Origin of the sequence: Kangiella sp. HZ709 (assembly GCF_009674675.1) — a bacterium.
Lineage (GTDB): Bacteria > Pseudomonadota > Gammaproteobacteria > Enterobacterales > Kangiellaceae > Kangiella.
This window is the reverse complement of sequence record NZ_WKJC01000001.1, coordinates 1,821,144-1,840,878: the sequence shown is the minus strand read 5'-3', so window position 1 is coordinate 1,840,878 and position 19,735 is coordinate 1,821,144. Positions and strand designations below refer to the sequence as shown.

Below are 19,735 nucleotides of genomic sequence, written 5' to 3'. Positions count from 1 at the left end.
CTATTTCTTTTCATTATTACCAACAAAGCCGGTCATAGTGAAAGTGCCGTCCTTACCATAAAAAACCGATACCGCGACACGTCGTAAATTTTCTTCACTTGTTTCGACTACCTGGTGCCGAATTTTCCATTCACGATTACCTAGCTCCATTTCTGATTCTTTAGAGCCCACTGACGGCCACTTTTCTTCGAGTTGCAGTTCAGCAATATAATTTTTCGCCACATAACTCGCTAATGTTTTGTCCCTATTAGCCGTAATGCTGTGTGCACTGGAGTTAAAAAGACCATACACTAATGGAATAATTAGTATCCCCGTAATCAACATTGCTACTAATAACTCTAATAAGGTTAAACCTTGTTGCTTTTTATTGAACATAAAAATTTTCTCTATCTAAATCTTTATCCCAATCTGATTGATAATCGCCTTCTAATGCTGCGCGGCTAATTTTAAAATCGCCTAAATAGTTACCTCTGATGCGATAAAATGCTCCATCACCTTGATCAAGCCCTAGGGTTAAAACAAACTCGTTCATTTCACCACTTGAAAGCATAAACACTTGAGGTAGTTTTATTTTATTTTCTAGATCTAAATCGTCAGTCGCCTCTTCAGTATCAGAACCCTTATTATCGTCTTCATCGGGCTCGGCATTTTTTAATAATGACTCTTGCCCATCCACATTGACATATAATGCAAAGGGCTCTTTAAATTCTTGCTCTTTTAAAAATTGGTGATCTTCTAAGCGCTGCCACTTTTCTTGGTTATAGATCAAAAAAGAGTAACCGTCGTCTTCAACTCTTAATCCAAAGTCTACACCTCGAATGATTGACTCTTCTTGAGCTATTTGCAACTGACCCAATAATTTATAGGCATGATTTTTGAGATCGCCTTTGTGATTAGAGCCAAAAAATCGAAATGCACCTACCGCAATGATAGCTACGATTGCCATTGCAATAACCACCTCAAGCATAGTAAAGCCAGCCTGAGGCTTTTTTCTACATAGAAGTGCGCTTTTAATTTTCGACATTAAAATTGATTGCATTCATATTCCAAACACTAATGTCTTGGAATTTTCCTTCTCCGCCAGTACGACCATCAGCACCCATTGAAAACAAGTCATAATCATTTTCGATGCCTGGAGAAATATATTGGTAGGGTTTTCCCCAAGGGTCATTAGCTACTCCACCGCCAGAAATATAACCACCCCGCTGATAATTATTCGGTACCGGCTCTTGGGTTGGCTTACTCACTAAAGCGCTCAAGCCCTGGTCGGTTGTTGGAAAGAAGCCATTATCGTTGTAATAACTCATCAAAGCCGACTGCAAATTAGTTAAGTCACCTTTAACGCGCGTGAACTTTGCCTCTTCTGTTTTACCTAAAAAGTTTACTGCGATAACTGTGGACATAATCGCTACAATTGCAAGTGCAACCAAAATCTCAGTGATAGTAAAACCCTTCGCTTTTTTTGAAAATTGTTTGTTCATTTTTTCTCTCTTACTGTAATCGTGTTAACCGATAGAACTAGTCAATTCAAATATTGGCAACATCATTGCCAATACAATAAAGAATACCATTCCACCTAAAAATAAAATAATCATAGGACCCATTATATTCAGCGCAATATCGACGCTGTTCTCAAATTGAGATTCTTGATTATCAGAAACTTGCTGCAACATATCTTCGAGTTCACCACTGGCTTCACCGCTACCGATCATATGAATCATCATCGGCGGGAACAACCTGGTTTGTTCCAGTGATTTTTTTAGACTTGCGCCTTCCCTTACTTTGATCGAAGCTTCATGAACCGCTTCTCGCATTTTTAAATTAGTTAAGACCTTACCGCCAATTTTCATTGCTTCAAGTAAAGGCACACCACTGGAGTGCAAAATGCTCAGAGTGCTAGAAAACTGTGAAGTATTTAAGTTTTTCGATAAACGTCCAAGAACTGGCAACTTAAGTAGAGTTCCGTGCCAACGTCGTTTATTCTCAGTTTTCCTTAACCATAAAGAAAATAAGACTATAGCACCTAGAATTCCAACTGCCGTAAATAAGCCCGCATACGATGATAAAAAGTCACTCATACCAATTAGAATCTTAGTAGCGATCGGAAGTTCCTGTCCTGAATTGGTAAATTGGGCAAGAATTTTAGGAACTGCGAAAATCATCAATAATACAACAACACTTACCGCCACCGTAATTAGCACTATTGGATACACTAAGGCTGCTGTAATTTTCCCTCGAATTTTATGGCGTCTTTCGGTGTAGTCCGCTAAACGGTTTAAGACTGTGTCTAAATGCCCTGCTCTTTCGCCAGCAGCAACCATAGAGCGATACAATTCGTTGAATATTTTTGGGAATTCCGCCATACCATCGGCAAGTGTATGGCCTTCCATCACTTTAGAGCGTACGCCCAAAATGATGCTTTTTACTTTTGGTCTTTCCGTTTGCTCAGCAACCGCCTTTAATGCTTCCTCAATCGGTAGAGAAGCTTTGACTAAAGTTGCTAATTGGCGGGTAATCAATGCTAAGTCTGCCACTTTCATTGAACTACCACTAAAGCCAGATTTGCTACTCGATTTAGTAGTATCACCAATATGCGAAACTTCTAGCGGGGTAAAACCTTTCTCACGCAGTTGTTGCCGAATTTGCCTTGGCGTATCAGCCTCTAGAACGCCTTTTTTTTCACGCCCTTTGGGATTTAATGCTACATATTCAAACGCTGCCATTAGCTTAGACCATTACTCACTATCATTAATCTTCTCGCGTTACACGTAAGACTTCTTCTACTGTGGTGATTCCTTGCAACACTCGGTCGCGTCCATCAGAGCGAATTCCTGGTGTCGCTTTGCGGGCATGCCGCTCCATTTCTTGCTCACTGGTGTTGTCATGAATCATGGTACGCATCGTTTCATCAACCACTAATAATTCATAAATACCCTGGCGACCGTTATAGCCACGATGACTACAAGCATCACAACCTACCGGATGATAAATGGTCGGCGGATTGCTTGGATCAAAACCCATTAATTCACACTCTTTATCATTAGCAGTCTCAGCTCTCTTACACTCAGGACATAACCTTCTTACCAAACGCTGTGCCAACACGCCTAAGATAGAAGAGGATAATAAAAATGGCTCTACACCCATATCTTGCATACGAGTAACCGCGCCCACTGCAGTATTGGTATGCAACGTCGATAATACCAAGTGACCGGTTAAAGATGCCTGCACTGCTATTTGCGCAGTTTCTAAATCACGGATCTCGCCAACCATTACTACATCTGGATCTTGACGTAAAATAGCACGCAAACCTCGGGCAAAGGTCATATCAACTTTCGGATTGACCTGAGTCTGACCAATGCCGTCTATTAAATACTCAATCGGATCTTCAACCGTTAAAATGTTGCGGCTCGAATTATTTAGTAACGAAAGACCTGCATACAACGTCGTTGTTTTACCTGAACCCGTTGGACCAGTAACCAAAATAATTCCATGAGGTTTATGTAATAAAGCACTCATTAAATCCATACTTGCTTGCTGCATACCTAGGTGAGAAAACTCTAAGCGACCGGCTTCTTTATCAAGTAAACGTAGGACCACCCGCTCGCCATGACTCGAAGGCATAGTGGAAACACGCACATCGACTGCACGATTGGCAATACGTAAAGCGATACGACCATCTTGCGGTACTCGTTTTTCAGCAATGTCGAGTTTCGCCATAACTTTAATACGCGAAACTAATAAAGGCGCTAACTTTCGACTGGGCTGCAAGACTTCTCTTAAAACACCATCTACTCTAAAACGAACGGATAAAGTTTTCTCGAAAGTTTCAATATGAATATCAGACGCATTTTCTTTAATCGCTTGGGTCAACAAAGCATTAATCAATTTAATGATTGGCGCATCATCTTCCGCTTCTAATAAATCTTCTGTTTCTGGAAGTTCCTCTGCCAATTTGAACAAGTCTATTTCTTCGCCCAAATCATCCATTGCTTGCTGGGCACCACCAGTCCCTGATTGATAATAAGCACTTAGTTGAGATTCAAAATCATCTTCGTTAAGTTTGATGACATCAAAATGTTGATTGTAATGACGCTTAACCTCTAGCAAGGCAGTAGGAGCAGTACCGTCTCTTAAAAAGCAATTCAAACCCGCTTCACTTTGCATCAAAAAAACACCATGTCGCTTGGCAAAGCTAAATGGTAAAGGTCTAAAGCTATCAAAGATAGATTCAGCCATTTCTAATTCAGAGGACAATTGTTCAGACATAACGAACTACTCTTTATCTTCTTTATTGTCTTTTTTTGAATCTTGGTCCAGGTATTCTTCAAAACTTGGCGGCAAAATTAACGCTTCATCGTATGTTGGCATCACATGCGCATCTTCTTCCGGCATTAAGTTGATACCATCGGCAAGCTTTTGCAGTTGTTGCGCACGCATGTAACTGTACTTTGCTGAACTAATTCTTTTTAACTCAGCATCATCTTTAAGTACTCTTGGATGAATAAACACCATCAAGTTACGTTTTTCTTTAGTAGTGCCGCGAGATTTAAATAAGTTACCTAGTAAGGGAATATCACCCAATAATGGCACTTTTTGTTCACTCTCATTAATAGTGTCATCAATCAAGCCTCCTAATACCACCATGCCGCCATCTGGTACCAACACAGAAGTTTTTACCTTACGTTTATTGGTCACAACATCTACCTGCGTAGTACCTGCTAATGAAGAGACTTCTTGCTCAATATCTAAACGCACATGATCACCTTCGTTAATCTGCGGTTTAATTTTTAAAGACACACCAATATCTTTCCGATCAACATTCTGGAATGGGTTGGAGTTATTATTACCCAAAGTTGAGCCTGTAATAATTGGTATTTCTTGACCAGCACTAAACTCAGCTTCGGTATTATCCAAGGTAGTAATGCTAGGACGAGCTAAAGTATTAGAGTCTGTTACTCCTTCTAAAGCAGTAATAAAAGCACCCCAGCTTAAACCTGAATTAGAAATTCTAGATAAACCAATACCAGCGCCGGATAAACCGCCTAGTGCTTCTGCCAAAGCAACACCATTATCACCTTGGTTACGAATAGTTTCTGTCCCAGTAATAACTCCTGTATCAGGATCGCGAGTAAAGATTTCCTCTTCAGTACCACGCGCAGCAATTGCACCTCCAGCTACTTGTCCTATTGAACCAAAATTAACAATACCTGCTGGATAAGTGCCATCATCCCCTGAAGGAGCAAACAGCCACTGAATACCTAATTCACGTGCTTTTCGATCGGATATCTCAACAATAATCGCTTCAACGTGAACTTGCTTACGACGAATATCTAAACTGCGTACAACCGACTCAAATTCTCGCATCATATCGGGTGGTGCAGTAAGAACTAATGCATTGGTTTCTTCGTGCGACTGAATACTAAATAAAGATTTAGTACTTCTAGCCGCCGCTTGACCGGCAGCGCCTGACTCTTCTTTTTGTTTATACTCACCAATACCCGATAATACTTCTTTAACTTCATCGGCTTTAGCGTATTTTAAGAAAATAGTTTTGGTGTTACCGGCAGTTTCTTGTTGACGATCTAAATTAGCAATTAAAGCTCTTAAGCGAATGCGAGTTTTCTCTGTCGCGCTCAAAAGAATTGTATTCATGCGTTCATCAGCTACAAACTTTGGTACTTGGCTTTGATTGACTTGCTGCTGACCACCTTTATCCTTGGAAATAGATTCAAGAATTCTGACCACTTCAGTAGCTGAAGCATGCTTTAACGGAATCACTTCAATTTCTTCATCGTTTGCTTTATCGGTTCTAGCAATAATATCTTTTAAACGATTAACGTTAGTTGCCGAATCATGCAAAATGATGGTGTTAGTGCCTTGTACCGCTAGCATCTGGCCTGAGGTAGTTGAGACCATAGGACGTAATACATTAACCAACTGCTGTGCGTTAACATTGTTTACGGGGATCACTTGCGTGATATAAGTATCACCCAGCCGTTTAGGATTAGACGGGTTAACCGGACCTGGCTCAGAGCGAGCTTTAGCTTCTTGAATAATTTTAACCGTATTTTTATCCACGTTAATCGCTTGGAAGCCATGAATTTTTAATGTCGCTAAAAACATCAGATAGATATCATCTTTACTGCTATCTTGATTGGAGATAATGGTGATCTTCTTTTGTGAAACTCGCGGATCAACAATCATGTTTTTACCCGTGATTCTGGCAACCGTTTCAACCACTTCCCGTATATCCGCATCACGCACGTTCAAACGGGCCGCATCTGCTGAAATAGAAGCAAGCAGCAACCCTAGACTCACAGTTGTTGTTATTAATTGATTTCTAATCTTCATACTCTCTACTCTGGGTGCGTTTTTATCCCTAAAAACTATTCTCTAATAATTGTTTCTTAAAAAATTGTTAACTTAAAAAGGTTTCAATATAAAATCTCTAGCTATAGCTATTGAATTTTTAAGTCTCGATTATCTGGTTTGCGCTCTTCTTTCGGCTGATTCAAATCTGGAGTGCCTAAATTTAATAGCAATCTCACCGGACGACCATTTCGCTCAACAGTGATATCCAAAGATTCAGCTGTTTGCATTTGATCTAACAAAGTCCAGTACGCTTGGCTATTTAAAGACTGTCCATTAATAGAAGTAACGACGTCATTTCTACGCAAACCTAATCTGCTAAACAACCTTGGATCTTTGCCAGGAGCAACTTTAAAGCCGGAGACTTGACCGGTATTATCGGTGACCACCTGAAACTTAGCTAAGTCATTAAAAGATTGTGGGCTTTGACTTAATTTCTTACGAATATCATTCAAGTCGCGCGCCAATTGGCTATCTTTACGCTTATCAATGGTTTTTGAGTCTGCTTCTTCATCTTTCTTTTCGCCAGAAGCTAACACATCTTTATTGAGCTGCTCTAACAAAGTTAATGTTTCGTTTCTGCCGTTGTTCCTTATGATCACTCTTAGCGGCTCGACCTTTCTTAGCTCAACTTTACTACTTCCAACACCTTCTAGGTTATCGCCAATCCAGTAGACTTTCTCATTATTGCCACTTCTGATAATGGCGCTACTTAACGGTTCTTCGGGATCAACATAAACCCCTATCAACTTCAAACTTAGGTTGGTTTCTCCAGTCACTTCTTCTTCGACCTCAGCAACGGCATTAGCTTCGCCAAATAAATGCATTTGGACAATTTTGTTGACATTAACTTTATTCTTGGACGGAGCTTTTATTGTTCTGAGGTTGGTCGAAGTAACAGTTTTAGGTTGACTGTAATCAACCCATAACCAAACTATTTTGGCTAACACATACAAAGCCAGTAATAATAACAATCCGGCAACAGCTTTGGTTAGCATGCCGCTATTACTTTTCCAAAAGTTGATAATATTCTGATTTGATTTATTCATTATTAAGTTAAAAGATTACTTACTATCCCTAGTACTGATATTAAGCCATTGTGGCATATATTGTTATTTTATATTATTAGATAATTGTAACTAATCTGAACTTTTGCTATTGATTACCTTTATACTGAAATCTTCCCATGCTGGCAGTGATAAAGCAAGTCTAGGGTCTGTAAAGAAACTTATAGATTAGTCATTCAACAGTCAGCACAACCGAACCAATTGTAGCGGAATAAGATGGAAACAACTCGATTAGATAAATGGCTTTGGGCAGCTCGATTTTATAAAACCCGCTCGATTGCCAAGAAAGCTATCGACGGCGGCAAAGTCCACTGTGATGGCATTAAAGGCAAAGCCAACCGTCAGGTAATAGTTGGTATGGAAATACGCTTAATGCAAGGTCACCAGCAAAAGACAGTTGAAGTGCTAGACTTATCTGAACAAAGAGGGCCTGCTGCAACTGCTCAAAAATTGTACCGAGAAACCTCTGAAAGCATTGCGAAACGCGAAGAATTGAAAGCGCAACGTCAATCCATGCCCTTTTCTAATACTAAACCGGATAAAAAGCAAAGGCGACAAATTCATAAATTTCTTCGCGAGCAGGAATAAGTCTTATATAATTAGCCTACCATTCTAGAATGACTTTTAGCCATGAGTGACAATATACAGCGTTTTAGTTTTGCCGAATTACCTATTCGTGGCGAAATTATCTCTTTGACCAAGACAATTGATACCATTTGTGATCAGCATCAATATCCTAAAGAAGTACGTCATTTATTGGCCGAGTCATTAGCGGCTTGTTGTTTATTAGCCGATATTATCAAGATTGAAGGAAGAGTATCGCTACAGTTGCAAAGCGCATCGGTAATCAAACTACTTTTAGTTGAATGTGATAATCAAGGCCGTATGCGCGGTTTATTACATATCAATGAAGAATATGAACACTTAATCAATAGTGATCCCTTTAATTTTAAGCAATGGGTAGCTAATGGCCAGCTAGCCATCACTATCGATCCTGATAAAGGACAGCGCTATCAGGGAGTAGTACCTTTAGATCAAATGACATTGGCAGAGTGCTTGGAAGATTACTTTAATATGTCTGAACAGCTACCAACTCATATCAAAATTTTTGCTGATCATCATAAAGCCTTTGGTATTTTCATTCAGACGCTACCGCAAGCAGCTGACTCAAGTATCGGTAATGAAGACACCCAACAAGCCTTTGAACACGTCACTGCGCTTACTGAAACCGTAAAGCAAGAAGAAGCATTTGAACTCAGTCATGAAGAGCTTTTATATCGCTTATTCCACCAAGATGAAGTTAGCATTTACCCCGAAAAGACCTTGAAGTTCGAATGTAGCTGCTCGAGGGAACGTAATATGGCGGCGCTCACAACATTAGATCCTGCTGAACTGGTCAGTTTAGTAGAAGAACAAAATGAAATCGAAATGGTTTGCGATTTTTGTAGTAACAAAGAAATCTTTAATCGACAGCAGATTATGGAGTTACTGATTTCAGAAGCAGATCAGGGTGTAATTAATTAGAATGTTGATTACCTTGGCATCTCAAACCTGGCTTCCAGGCCGCCCTCGGGACGATTAATCAGATTCACTTTCCCATCGTGCATTTCAGCAATCCTTCTAACAATAGCTAAACCTAACCCAGAACCACCGCCTGAACGAGCGGTATTCCCCCGTGAGAATGGTTGAAAAAGCCGCTCTATTTCTTTTTCATCAATCCCTGAGCCTTGGTCAAACACAGAGATACGAATCTTATTGCCATATAAATCTGTCACTAAATGCAATGGTGCACCAGCATATTTCAAACCGTTCTGAATTAAATTAGTAATCAAACGCTTCATGGCTAGTGGCTTAAATGCCACATCTTTCAAGTCACCCAACTCAAAAGTAATATCCTCTTCTTTAATTCGATTGGCTAACACACACTCTTCCACTAAGGCATTTAAGTCGCCGTTTTTAGGTCGTTCATCGCGACCATCTCGCACAAAGGAAATGAACTGGTTAATGATCTGATCCATATCTTCAGTATCACGAATTATTCCTTCTTTGGTTTCCGCCTCTGCTTCACCCATAAACTCAGTGGCTAATCGAATACGTGTTAGCGGAGTGCGTAAATCATGAGAAACACCAGCCAATAACAAGGTTCTATCTTCTTCGAGTTGATGAACGTTTCTCGCCATTTGATTAAAGGCGCGAGTTACCGTGACCATTTCCTCAAGGCCCTTTTCTCGTAACTGCCCTGGATTATCCCCTCGACCGATTTCTCTAGCAGCGAACTCAAGCCGTCTTAATGGTCTTGAGATCTGGCGAGTGAAAATCCAACCACCAAGTAAGCTGAGTAACAAAATCGCCGTAAAATAGACCAAAGGCGGATGAATATTAAAACCTTCAAACGGCTCCATCGCAACTCGAATCCAGATATTTGAATGGCGTGGTGACTTAACCCAATAATAAATCTTATCAGATTCCTCCACCCGCATTTCGGTACGCTCAACAGAAACATTAAGGTATTGCGCTAAATTTTCAGTAAGGACTTTATAAGGCTGCGCCTCACGCAAAGCTCTCGGCTCACCATTACGGGTTGAAACCAATTCCATATTCTGGCTTGACATAATTTTTTTCCGCACTTCAGGCGGAAAACCTTTATCTTGCACATAGATAGCAGTATTGACATCCGAAGCCACTAATTGAACCAACTGTTTCATGGAAGGGTTAGTGACGTACCAAGAAATCGTGAAGTAAGATACCAGCTGATTAATCACCAGCAAAAACCCCACTAATAATGCAATTCTACCAAAGGCCGTTTTAGGCAAAATACCCATAACAATAGCTAACGACAATTATGCCGTTTCACCACCATCTGGCACAAAGACGTAGCCAACACCCCATACCGTTTGAATATATCGAGGCTGAGCCGGGTCCACTTCAATCAAACGTCGTAACCTAGAAACCTGTACATCAATACTACGTTCCAGCGCTGAATAATCTCGACCTCGAGCTAGATTCATTAACTTATCTCGAGATAACGGTTGACGCGAGTGTTCAACCAGTGACTTTAGAACTGCAAACTCACCGCTTGTCAGTGAGATAGATTTACCATCATCGGTCATTTCACGTGTAGCTAAATTTAAAGTAAAGCGGCCAAAAGAAACCACTGTTTCAGAGTTGCTCGGCGCACCAGGAATATGTTTAGCTTGACGACGTAATACTGCTCGAATGCGAGCTAACAATTCGCGCGGATTAAACGGCTTAGCCAAATAATCATCAGCCCCTACCTCCAAACCAACAATCCGATCTACTTCATCGCCTTTCGCCGTTAGCATAATGATAGGAATAGGATTATTGTCGGCACGCAGTCTTCGACAAATAGAAAGCCCATCTTCGCCTGGTAACATTAAGTCTAATACCATTAAATGGTAGTTTTCGCGTTCAAGAAAACGATCCATTTGTTCAGCATTTTCAACGGTGCGAACTATGAAATCTTGCTCTTTAAGATAGCGCTCTAAAAGACTTCTTAAGCGTACATCATCGTCCACAACTAGGATTTTCGGGGTTTCTTCGGTCATAGCTTATCCTTCTCCGCGCTTTTGTTGGCTTTGAGCTTATCTCTGCAAATTTTCATAACCACCATTTGCTCGCCAACTATTTGTTTTATTGTACTTTTAATATCAAAGCCTATATTGCTATCTGTTGCTTTTTGGCTAGGCCTCTTTTCAAATTCACACAGCTACTATACTATGCCGCTTTATTTTTCCCAATAATCCATTACAAGATGTTACAAATTAATCAACAAATTGCTGCTGAACTCAAAGTTGGTGCTAATCAAATAGATGCCGCGGTCAAACTACTGGATGAAGGCTCTACAGTCCCCTTTATCGCTCGCTATCGTAAAGAGGTGACTGGCGCTTTGGATGACGCACAGTTACGTGATATTGAACAGCGCTTGGGTTACTTGCGGGAACTAGAAGATCGTCGTGCCGCCATTCTAAAAAGTATTGATGAACAAGAAAAATTAACGACTGAATTAGAGTCATCAATTAAAGCGGCTTCGACGAAAAGCGAATTAGAAGATTTGTACCTACCCTACAAGCCAAAAAGAAGAACCAAAGCACAAATCGCTAAGGAAGCCGGTCTCGAGCCTCTTGCCATGGCTCTATGGCAAGATCCAAGTTTAGATCCAGAAGCGCAAGCAGCTGAATATCTTAACGATACGCATAAAATCCTGACGAATAAAGATGCACTGGATGGTGCCAAGCAGATCTTAATGGAGCTATTTGCGGAGAATGCTGAGCTAATAAAAGAGTTACGTGATTACTTGTGGGCAAGTGCGCATTTAAAAGCCAGCGTTATGCCCGGTAAAGAAAAAGAAGGCATCAAATATTCAGATTATTTTGAGCATCATGAGGCAATCAATGCCATTCCATCGCATAGAACCTTAGCTTTGTTGCGCGGCCGCAACGAATCCATTTTAAGCTTACAAATGATCTCCAACCTTGACTTGATTAAGGATGAGAATGCCACCGATCCTTGTTTAGGTACTATTGCACAACATTTTAATATTCAAGATCAAAAGCGCCCTGCCGATAGCTGGTTGCAACAAGTAGTGTTATGGACATGGAAAATTAAATTACACCTCTACCTTGAAACTGAATTAATGGGCAAAATTCGTGAAGAAGCCGAGACAGAAGCAATCCGTATCTTCGCTAAAAATTTAAGTGATTTGTTAATGGCAGCTCCAGCCGGTGCAAAAATCACCATGGGCATCGACCCTGGCTTGAGAACTGGCTGTAAAGCGGTGATTGTTGATGAAACGGGTAAGTTATTAGCACACAGCACCATCTTCCCCCACGCGCCGCAAAAACAGTGGGATCAGTCATTACGTAAACTAGAAACCATGTGCAAAATGCACAAAGTAGAATTAGTCAGTATTGGTAACGGTACAGCTTCACGTGAGACCGATAAGCTGGTGAGTGAACTTTTAAAAATCGCTCCAGAATTAAAGATGCAAAAAATCATGGTCAGTGAAGCTGGAGCTTCTGTTTATTCAGCTTCAGCCCTTGCCTCTCAAGAATTTCCTGATTTAGATGTTAGCTATAGAGGCTCTGTTTCTATCGCGCGTCGATTACAAGACCCACTACCAGAGCTGGTTAAAATTGACCCTAAATCCATCGGTGTTGGTCAATACCAACACGATGTTAGCCAAAGCCAATTAGCCCGCAGCCTTGATGGTGTAGTTGAAGATTGTGTAAATGCGGTTGGGGTTGATTTAAACATGGCCTCAGTACCACTGCTGACTCGTGTTTCCGGTTTAAGTAAAACCATTGCGCAAAACATTATTAATTGGCGTAATCAACATGGTCGCTTTGAATCACGCCAACAATTGTTGGAAGTTGAGCGCATGGGACCCAAGACTTTCGAGCAAGCCGCCGGCTTCTTAAGAATCAGCGCAGGCTCTAATGCACTTGATTCATCTGCGGTGCATCCAGAGTCGTACCCATTAGTTGAGAAAATTATGAGTGATTTAAACTTACAAGATTTTTCTCAATTGCTAGGTAATCAAGAAAAGTTGAATGCCATTAATTCTTCTCAATACATAGATGACCAATTTGGTTTGCATACGGTGAATGATATTTTAAAAGAACTGGATAAACCGGGCCGAGATCCTCGTCCAGAATTTAAAATGGTTCGCTATAAAGATGGAGTCGAGACGTTAAAAGACCTCAAGCCGAATATGGAACTAGAAGGCGTTATTACCAATGTGACCGCTTTTGGTGCCTTTGTTGATATTGGCGTTCATCAAGATGGTTTGGTTCACTTATCCAATATGGCCAATCGATTTATCAAAGATCCAGCTGAAGTGGTTAAGGCTGGCGATATTGTTCGCGTCTGGGTCATGGATGTGGATATTCAAAGAAAGCGTATTGGTCTTTCCATGGTTGGGCCTCAAGCTGAGAACTCCCAAGCTCATGATAAGACTAATCGAAGCTCCCCTAGCAATAACCGTAGTCAAAAAAACCAAAAGCCGCGCAACAAGCAACTAGGACGCCAATCGACACCGCAAGGCGCCTTTGCTAATGCTTTAGCAGACGCTTTTAAGAAATAACCAATATAACTAACCGCGAATTGATTAATTATTAAGCGCCATTACTTGAACTTTATTTCAGTTAGGAGTAGTGTGCGCTAATTATCAATCAATGCATAACAAACAAGTCATCACCCATCCACTCAGGCGATGAATCTCAACAAAGCAATGACATTAAATACTAGAGCATTAAATTTTTTAGGCGCATTTATTTGCTACCAGCTGATTGTTACGGCCTACTACTTTCAATACGTCCAATTTATGGACCCTTGCCCATTATGTATATTTTCAAGGGTTGCCATTTTCAGTCTAGGCGTAGTCTTACTTTTAAATGCAATATTCCAACCAAGACACGAGTCGCTATGGAATAAATTATTGCAACTATTGGGAATAGCTGCAGCTTTTATGGGGATTTGGATTTCTGCAAAGCATGTTTACATCCAAAATCTACCTGCAGACCAAGTCATGGACTGTGGCGCGCCGCTAGATTTACTGATGGATGTGATGCCAATGAGCGAAGTTATCAGTACCGTTTTAATTGGCGATGGCAAATGTGCCGAAATTAATTTCCAATGGTTAGGCTTAACCATGCCAGGCTGGATGCTAGTTATTTTTAGTATCGCTTTCTTAACCATGCTATACCGCTTTGTTCAATGCTTCAAAGCTCCAAAATCTATTTAACTAATCGAGTAATATTATGATTCGAGTCATTATTGAGCGCGCCATAAATCCTAAAAAAGTTGAGGAATATCATGGCTTTATTCGCAAAGCAAAAAACAAAGCAAGCAATGTCCCTGGGTTTTTATCCGGAGAATTGTTGAACATACTAGGTAAAACTAACCAAGTGATTGTCATGTCTTGTTGGGACTCACTAGAAGCTTGGGAAATATGGGCAGAATCTGAGCAACGCTTAGAATTATTGGAGGCTATGCGCCCCTTGCTGGAATCTGATGAGAAAGTAACGATTTTAGAGTCGACTAATATCAAGTAGTACTTTCTACAAATACAAAAAAAGCTGACTTAAGTCAGCTTTTTTGTTTAGCCTGTTAATAAAACTAACAACTTACTAAAAATATTTTGGCCACTCCTGCTTTAACTTACCTGTTAATGCCAAGTAACACATTTTATAGTCTGCCAAAAAAGACCATAGAGGGTAACTAAAGGTTGCAGGACGATTTTTTTCAATAAAGAAATGCCCAACCCAAGCAAAGCCATAACCCGTTAGCGAAGCAGCTAATATCAGCCACCATTGTTGGGTACTGATAGCTATCAGCAAAAGCGATAAAGATAAATAGGTCCCGATATAATGCAATAAACGGTTACTAGGCAAACGGTGCTCTGACAAATAATAGGGCCAGAACTCTTTAAAGCTAGTAAACCGCTCATCACTCATGTCAAAAATTATTTATTTTCAGGATTAATTTCTAATAACTCGACTTCAAAAACTAAAGTAGAGTTAGCAGGAATTGAACCGCTGCCACCAGCGCCATATCCGATCTCTGGCGGAATGACAAATTCAAACTTATCGCCAATGGCCATTAACTGCAAGCCTTCCGTCCACCCCTTAATCACACCACCTAATGGGAATGAAGTTGGTTGATTACGCGAATAAGAGCTATCAAACTCTTTACCATCGATGAAAGTACCTTTGTAATGAACTTTTACGGTATCTGCTTTTACAGGCTTCTCACTGTTACCCGCTGAGGTAATCACACGATACAATAGACCAGACTCTGTAGATTTAACGCTTTCTTTTTTAGCATACTCTGCACGAAAAGCATCACCTTCGGCTTTAGTTGCTTCGGCTTTAACTAGAGCTTCTGCATCTATGCGAGATTGTTCAGCTTTAACTTTTTCTTGATAAAAAGTGTTGAATTCCTGCATGTTCGTCATTAGTTCAGCTTCTGGGAATTTACCATTACCAGAAAAACCTTCTTTGATACCCTGAACGACTAAGTCCGTATCAATCTCGATATCGTACTTTTTCAAGCCTTCAAAATTTTGGCTCATTTGCTTAGCAAAATTCTGACCGATTGAATAAGAAGTCTTCTGAACCATATCGGTCGCATCAAAAGAAACTACCGCGCTAGCTTCTTTAACAGCCGTATCCGATGGCGCAACTTCTGTTGCTTCAGGTTTTTTATCATTGTTACAAGCGCTTAATGCGGTAGCGATCGCCAATGTAATAGCAATTTTTTTCATGGTTATGCCTTAGTTGTCTCTATAATTATGTAATTAGTAAGTAATAGTTATTCTTAAAAGAATTTAGTATTTTGCAGTAGTTGTATACATAAAATCAAGCTTGGTGCTTCATATTTGACTGATGTTTTGAACCAGTTGCCCCAGTTGTTGCACTGTTGCTTGATCCTCTGCATTAACTTGATTAGTTTCGAGATAAGCTTGCATATTAGCTTGGGAGGCTAAATTCCTGTTAAACCCTTGAAATTGTTTAAATAATGATTGAATCGCTTGCTTTTGATGTTGCTGCTCAGCTTTCAACTCAATCAACAACGCTTGTTGATAAGCATCTTCCGATTTCCCTTTCAACGTTAATCTTTTGGCCCGAATATAACTAACCGCATCCACCGCTTGCTGAGATTCCGATTGAATCTTTTGCCAAATGACTTGATTCATTGGTATCATTTTTTGTTCGCACCAAAGTGCCAATAGCAAATAATTGACATTCAAACCTAAAGTGTCTTGCACTGCAATACAGATCTTAGCTACATCTTGGTTTTGATAAATATGACAAGACCATTGCCAGAACTCTTCAGTCCAACTCTCTAACTCATCATTATGAATACTATTGATTTTCTCCACCATCATCTTGCTTTGAATTCCGCTCACTTGATTGTTTGTCTTCTGCCTGGCCATGACTAAATATTGACCAAATAATACTCAGCCAACTACCAATTAAAAATAAACCGCCAATAGGAATAATATATTTAATCGGTGAATAGTCCGTGATTGCATATAAGTATAAGCCGCCACTGAATAGAATTATCCCAAAAAACATCAAACGTCCTGCAAAAAACAATTTAGGATGTGGCAATTGAGCAATCATAATGCCAATGGCAATCAAACCAATCGCATGATAAATCTGGTACTGTACGCCCAAGTTAAATAATCTTAGCGAATTCTCAGAGAGAGACTGAAGACCGTGGCTTGCCATCGCGCCTAAAGCAACTGCTAACGCCATAAACATAGCGCCATGGAAAATAAAATGTTTATTCATGCGTAATTATTGGTTGCTCTTTTATTTAGTATTTTAGGTATATAAAAAAATCATTATGGCAAATTGTTGTCATCATTTCATTAGGCTTTGTAATTAAATCATTTCTAGTTACAATAAATTATCTTTGTTATTTACATAATCAGAAAAGCCATTCATAAATGAGCAAGAAATTAGAAGCCACTATTACAGAAAAGCCATCAGGAATTAGTGTTTACTTCTATGGTGTAATCTTTGGCTTTTTGAAGTTAATTGGCCGCCTTCCATACCCAGTGATCAATTTTCTAGGCTCAGCAATAGGTAAGCTTCTATATGCGGTTAAGAGTCGCCGAAAAATAGTTTTAGCTAATTTGCGTCACTGTTTCCCAGATAAATCTAACGAAGAGATAACTGAAATGTGCAAGGCGCATTTCATGCATCTAGGTATTGGTTTTATTGAATTGTGCGCTGCTTGGTACAAACCTTTTAAAGATCTAGAAAAACACCATGAAATCAGAGGTATTGATAACTATGAAAAAGCTAAAGCGACTGGTCAAGGAATTTTATTTTTAGGCTATCATATTACCAGTTTGGAGTTGGCTGGCGCATTGATGGCTAAGCACATGGATTTTGCCGCATTTTATCGACCCAATAAGAATAAAGCTTTGGATTATCATATACAAAAAGGCCGTAATAACAGAACCAAAACCATGGGTCGAAATGATATTCGCACTATTGGCAGGTGGCTCAAGAGCGGCAATCATATTTGGTTTATGCCTGATCAAGATAAAGGAAAAAAAGGTGCGGAGTTTGCTCCTTTTTTTGGCAATCCCGCTGCAACTTTGCATTCTCCAGCCAGAATTTCAAAGCTAGGTAATGCTATAGTACTGCCCATTCAATACTATAAAGAAAATGGCAAGATGATCATTGAGGTACTTCCTGAGATAGAGTTCGTAGGGCCACCGCTTGATGATTGCACTCAAATCAATCAATTGCTTGAACAAGCAGTGTTAAAAGCCCCTGAACAATACTACTGGGTGCATAGACGCTTCAAAACTAGACCAGACAACACTCAAAGTATCTATAAGTAGTATGAAAAAAATTGGGGGTTTCATTTTCAAGCTTCTCTTGCGACTTTTGTCACTTTTCCCTAATAGTCTAATAAATCTTATTGGTAAATCTTTTGGCCGATTTTTACACTTGATTAACTTACGCAGAAAAATCGTTACTGCTAACATAAACTACTGTTTTGAAAATTTTGATACTGAAGAAAAAAACAAGCTTATTAAAAAACATTACCTAAGTTTTGGCGCTGGTATTTTATCTGCTGCAAAATACTGGTTTAGACCTCAGGCTTTTCCTAAAGATAAGGTTAATATTATTGGCTTAAACCACTATCACGAGGCTATGGAATTAGAAAAGCCAATAATATTTTTAGGTTATCACTCTACCCATATCGATGAAATTTTGATCGCTTTATCATTTAACCTAAAATTCCATGTTTTTTACCGGCCTAATGATAAATCCGGTCTTGATTCAATCATACAAAAAGGCCGAGAGAATTTTTATCCTTGTATACCTCGATTGCCAAATGTAGATGGAGGAAATTTAAACAAGTTAATTCGACATTTAGCTTCTGGTGAAAACTTATTTATTGCACCAGACTTAGACTTTGGCAAACAGTCGACTCGCTTTGCGCCATTTTATGGAAAGCCGATGGCCACTTTAACCACCCCGATTATTCTATCAAAAGAAGCAAACGCTACCGTTTTACCACTTTGTTATAATAAGTCTGAAGGTTATATTAATCTTGAAGTATTACCAGCTATACAATTTAATCAAAGCGAATTAGACAATTGCACCTTAATGAATCAAACATTAGAGTCTTGTATTAATAAAGCCCCTGAGCAATATTATTGGGTGCATAGACGCTTTAAAACATTACCTGATGATCAGGAGTCAATCTACAAATAGTAGTTGCTCAACCTTTCTTTTTACATCTGCAACGCTAATCAACTCCATAGCCATTCTATCATGCACTCTAAGATTCCATTTTAAGTTATCTGAGTATTTCTTCTTTAGAATATATTCTACTGCTTGCGGAAATTTATCTACGACTAGATCTTTATAGTTATAAGGACCTGAAAGCCAACTGGGTGCTACCGCATACAACCCGATCACAGGAGTTGCTACTGCATTTGCTATATGTGCAGGACCGGTATCAGGTGCAATCAGAAATTCAGCTTGCTCTAAAACCGAGGCTAATTGCGTCAAATTAGTCTTGCCGACCAGATTGATTATTGAAGAGTCACTTATTGCTTCAATATTAGATGCCAAGCTTTTATCTAGGTCATTATCTGCACCAGTCAACACTATTTGTATGTTATGTTTTCTGGAAATCCAATCAATAATCGAAGCATACCGCTTTTCAGACCAAGAGCGCTCTAGTTTACTTGCAGCTGGATTAATCGCCATATAACGGTTACTTAGATTAAATTTACTAATAACTTCATTTCTAACATTACTAGGTATATCTATACTCCAATCTAAACGACTAGTATCAATTCCTAGTTTATTCGCAAATCGACAAAAGCTATCGTGTAAATGCTCTTTCTCAAAAGCTATATTTTCATTGGTAAAAAACCATTGAAGTTCTCGCGCTCTTTTCCAATCAAAACCAATTTTGGTTGTCGCTTTAATACAAGGATAGATTAGATTAGCTCGTGTTGAAGCTTGCATTGCTAACAAAACATCTATACTTTGATTTTTGAAATGATTTTTTATTTCAAGATAGTCTTTTAAATTGCGCGGTTTTTTTATAGGGATATAGTTGAGTCTTGGATGCTGATAGTTTTTGATAAGTGAATGAGCACCTAGACCGATGACCCAATCAACACTTATCTTTTCATTTTGTGCAAGCATTGCCTTAACGACTGGCAGGACTAAGCAGCAGTCTCCTATCGCGGATAATCTTACAATTACAACTTTCATCTAACAACATTTATT

General features: G+C 39.5%; 21 protein-coding genes. 7 read left to right on the top strand and 14 right to left on the bottom strand.

Annotation, left to right across the window (positions count from 1 at the left end):
- From gspI to gspC, 7 genes are all read right to left on the bottom strand, one after another.
- Nucleotides 1-375: a type II secretion system minor pseudopilin GspI gene (gene gspI, locus GJS41_RS08685; protein ID WP_154246880.1), complete on the bottom strand. Its 375-nt coding sequence runs from the start codon at nt 373-375 to the stop codon at nt 1-3.
- Nucleotides 365-1,039 (bottom strand): prepilin-type N-terminal cleavage/methylation domain-containing protein, encoded by a 675-nt coding sequence (locus GJS41_RS08680; RefSeq protein ID WP_154246879.1) that lies wholly within the window; start codon nt 1,037-1,039, stop codon nt 365-367. The genes gspI and GJS41_RS08680 overlap by 11 nt, the downstream gene beginning before the upstream one ends.
- Nucleotides 1,011-1,481, bottom strand: coding sequence for a type II secretion system major pseudopilin GspG (gene gspG / locus GJS41_RS08675; RefSeq protein WP_154246878.1), 471 nt, complete (start codon nt 1,479-1,481; stop codon nt 1,011-1,013). The genes GJS41_RS08680 and gspG overlap by 29 nt, the downstream gene beginning before the upstream one ends.
- Before the next feature lie 24 nt (nt 1,482-1,505).
- Nucleotides 1,506-2,723: a type II secretion system inner membrane protein GspF gene (gene gspF, locus GJS41_RS08670; RefSeq protein WP_154246877.1), complete on the bottom strand. Its 1,218-nt coding sequence runs from the start codon at nt 2,721-2,723 to the stop codon at nt 1,506-1,508.
- Between the two features lie 25 nt (nt 2,724-2,748).
- Nucleotides 2,749-4,266 carry a type II secretion system ATPase GspE gene (gene gspE, locus GJS41_RS08665; protein WP_154246876.1) on the bottom strand — a complete coding sequence of 506 codons (1,518 nt, stop codon included), beginning with the start codon at nt 4,264-4,266 and terminating at the stop codon, nt 2,749-2,751.
- 6 nt (nt 4,267-4,272) lie between these two features.
- On the bottom strand, nt 4,273-6,351 hold the full coding sequence (gene gspD / locus GJS41_RS08660; RefSeq protein WP_154246875.1) for a type II secretion system secretin GspD: 2,079 nt from the start codon (nt 6,349-6,351) through the stop codon (nt 4,273-4,275).
- A gap of 107 nt (nt 6,352-6,458) precedes the next feature.
- A complete protein-coding gene (gspC, locus tag GJS41_RS08655; RefSeq protein ID WP_154246874.1) occupies nt 6,459-7,418 on the bottom strand; it encodes a type II secretion system protein GspC in 960 nt (319 codons plus the stop codon).
- A 234-nt stretch (nt 7,419-7,652) separates the two neighbouring features.
- Between gspC and GJS41_RS08650 the strand changes: the two genes are divergently transcribed.
- The gene (locus GJS41_RS08650) at nt 7,653-8,024 is read left to right on the top strand and encodes an RNA-binding S4 domain-containing protein (RefSeq protein WP_154246873.1); all 372 of its coding nucleotides are present in this window, start codon (nt 7,653-7,655) and stop codon (nt 8,022-8,024) included.
- Between the two features lie 42 nt (nt 8,025-8,066).
- Nucleotides 8,067-8,960 carry an Hsp33 family molecular chaperone HslO gene (gene hslO, locus GJS41_RS08645; RefSeq protein ID WP_154246872.1) on the top strand — a complete coding sequence of 298 codons (894 nt, stop codon included), beginning with the start codon at nt 8,067-8,069 and terminating at the stop codon, nt 8,958-8,960.
- A gap of 8 nt (nt 8,961-8,968) precedes the next feature.
- Here hslO and envZ read toward each other — a convergent pair whose 3' ends face one another.
- Nucleotides 8,969-10,276: a two-component system sensor histidine kinase EnvZ gene (gene envZ, locus GJS41_RS08640; RefSeq protein WP_227551273.1), complete on the bottom strand. Its 1,308-nt coding sequence runs from the start codon at nt 10,274-10,276 to the stop codon at nt 8,969-8,971.
- The gene (gene ompR / locus GJS41_RS08635) at nt 10,277-11,002 is read right to left on the bottom strand and encodes a two-component system response regulator OmpR (RefSeq protein WP_154246871.1); all 726 of its coding nucleotides are present in this window, start codon (nt 11,000-11,002) and stop codon (nt 10,277-10,279) included.
- 206 nt (nt 11,003-11,208) lie between these two features.
- On the opposite strand from ompR, the gene GJS41_RS08630 reads away from it, so the two are divergent.
- From GJS41_RS08630 to GJS41_RS08620, 3 genes are all read left to right on the top strand, one after another.
- The gene (locus tag GJS41_RS08630; RefSeq protein WP_154246870.1) at nt 11,209-13,539 is read left to right on the top strand and encodes a Tex family protein; all 2,331 of its coding nucleotides are present in this window, start codon (nt 11,209-11,211) and stop codon (nt 13,537-13,539) included.
- Between the two features lie 147 nt (nt 13,540-13,686).
- Nucleotides 13,687-14,199, top strand: coding sequence for a disulfide bond formation protein B (locus GJS41_RS08625; RefSeq protein WP_154246869.1), 513 nt, complete (start codon nt 13,687-13,689; stop codon nt 14,197-14,199).
- 16 nt (nt 14,200-14,215) lie between these two features.
- Nucleotides 14,216-14,509, top strand: a complete 294-nt coding sequence (locus GJS41_RS08620) for an antibiotic biosynthesis monooxygenase (RefSeq protein ID WP_154246868.1) — start codon at nt 14,216-14,218, stop codon at nt 14,507-14,509.
- A gap of 75 nt (nt 14,510-14,584) precedes the next feature.
- On the opposite strand, the gene GJS41_RS08615 is transcribed toward GJS41_RS08620, so the two are convergent.
- From GJS41_RS08615 to GJS41_RS08600, 4 genes are all read right to left on the bottom strand, one after another.
- Nucleotides 14,585-14,911 (bottom strand): DUF962 domain-containing protein, encoded by a 327-nt coding sequence (locus GJS41_RS08615; RefSeq protein WP_154246867.1) that lies wholly within the window; start codon nt 14,909-14,911, stop codon nt 14,585-14,587.
- An 8-nt stretch (nt 14,912-14,919) separates the two neighbouring features.
- The gene (locus GJS41_RS08610) at nt 14,920-15,720 is read right to left on the bottom strand and encodes an FKBP-type peptidyl-prolyl cis-trans isomerase (RefSeq protein ID WP_154246866.1); all 801 of its coding nucleotides are present in this window, start codon (nt 15,718-15,720) and stop codon (nt 14,920-14,922) included.
- Nucleotides 15,721-15,828: 108 nt separating this feature from the next.
- Nucleotides 15,829-16,344, bottom strand: a complete 516-nt coding sequence (locus GJS41_RS08605) for a TIGR02444 family protein (RefSeq protein WP_195758364.1) — start codon at nt 16,342-16,344, stop codon at nt 15,829-15,831.
- Nucleotides 16,322-16,753, bottom strand: coding sequence for a DUF423 domain-containing protein (locus GJS41_RS08600; protein WP_154246864.1), 432 nt, complete (start codon nt 16,751-16,753; stop codon nt 16,322-16,324). Before GJS41_RS08600 ends, GJS41_RS08605 begins: the two co-directional genes overlap by 23 nt.
- 158 nt (nt 16,754-16,911) lie before the next feature.
- Between GJS41_RS08600 and GJS41_RS08595 the strand changes: the two genes are divergently transcribed.
- Together GJS41_RS08595 and GJS41_RS08590 are read left to right on the top strand one after the other, a co-directional pair.
- Nucleotides 16,912-17,820 carry a lysophospholipid acyltransferase family protein gene (locus tag GJS41_RS08595; protein WP_154246863.1) on the top strand — a complete coding sequence of 303 codons (909 nt, stop codon included), beginning with the start codon at nt 16,912-16,914 and terminating at the stop codon, nt 17,818-17,820.
- 1 nt (nt 17,821) lies between these two features.
- Nucleotides 17,822-18,703 (top strand): lysophospholipid acyltransferase family protein, encoded by an 882-nt coding sequence (locus GJS41_RS08590; protein WP_154246862.1) that lies wholly within the window; start codon nt 17,822-17,824, stop codon nt 18,701-18,703.
- On the opposite strand, the gene GJS41_RS08585 is transcribed toward GJS41_RS08590, so the two are convergent.
- The gene (locus tag GJS41_RS08585) at nt 18,689-19,720 is read right to left on the bottom strand and encodes a glycosyltransferase family 9 protein (RefSeq protein WP_154246861.1); all 1,032 of its coding nucleotides are present in this window, start codon (nt 19,718-19,720) and stop codon (nt 18,689-18,691) included. The two genes, GJS41_RS08590 and GJS41_RS08585, sit on opposite strands and share 15 nt — an antisense overlap.
- Between the last annotated feature and the right edge of the window lie 15 nt (nt 19,721-19,735).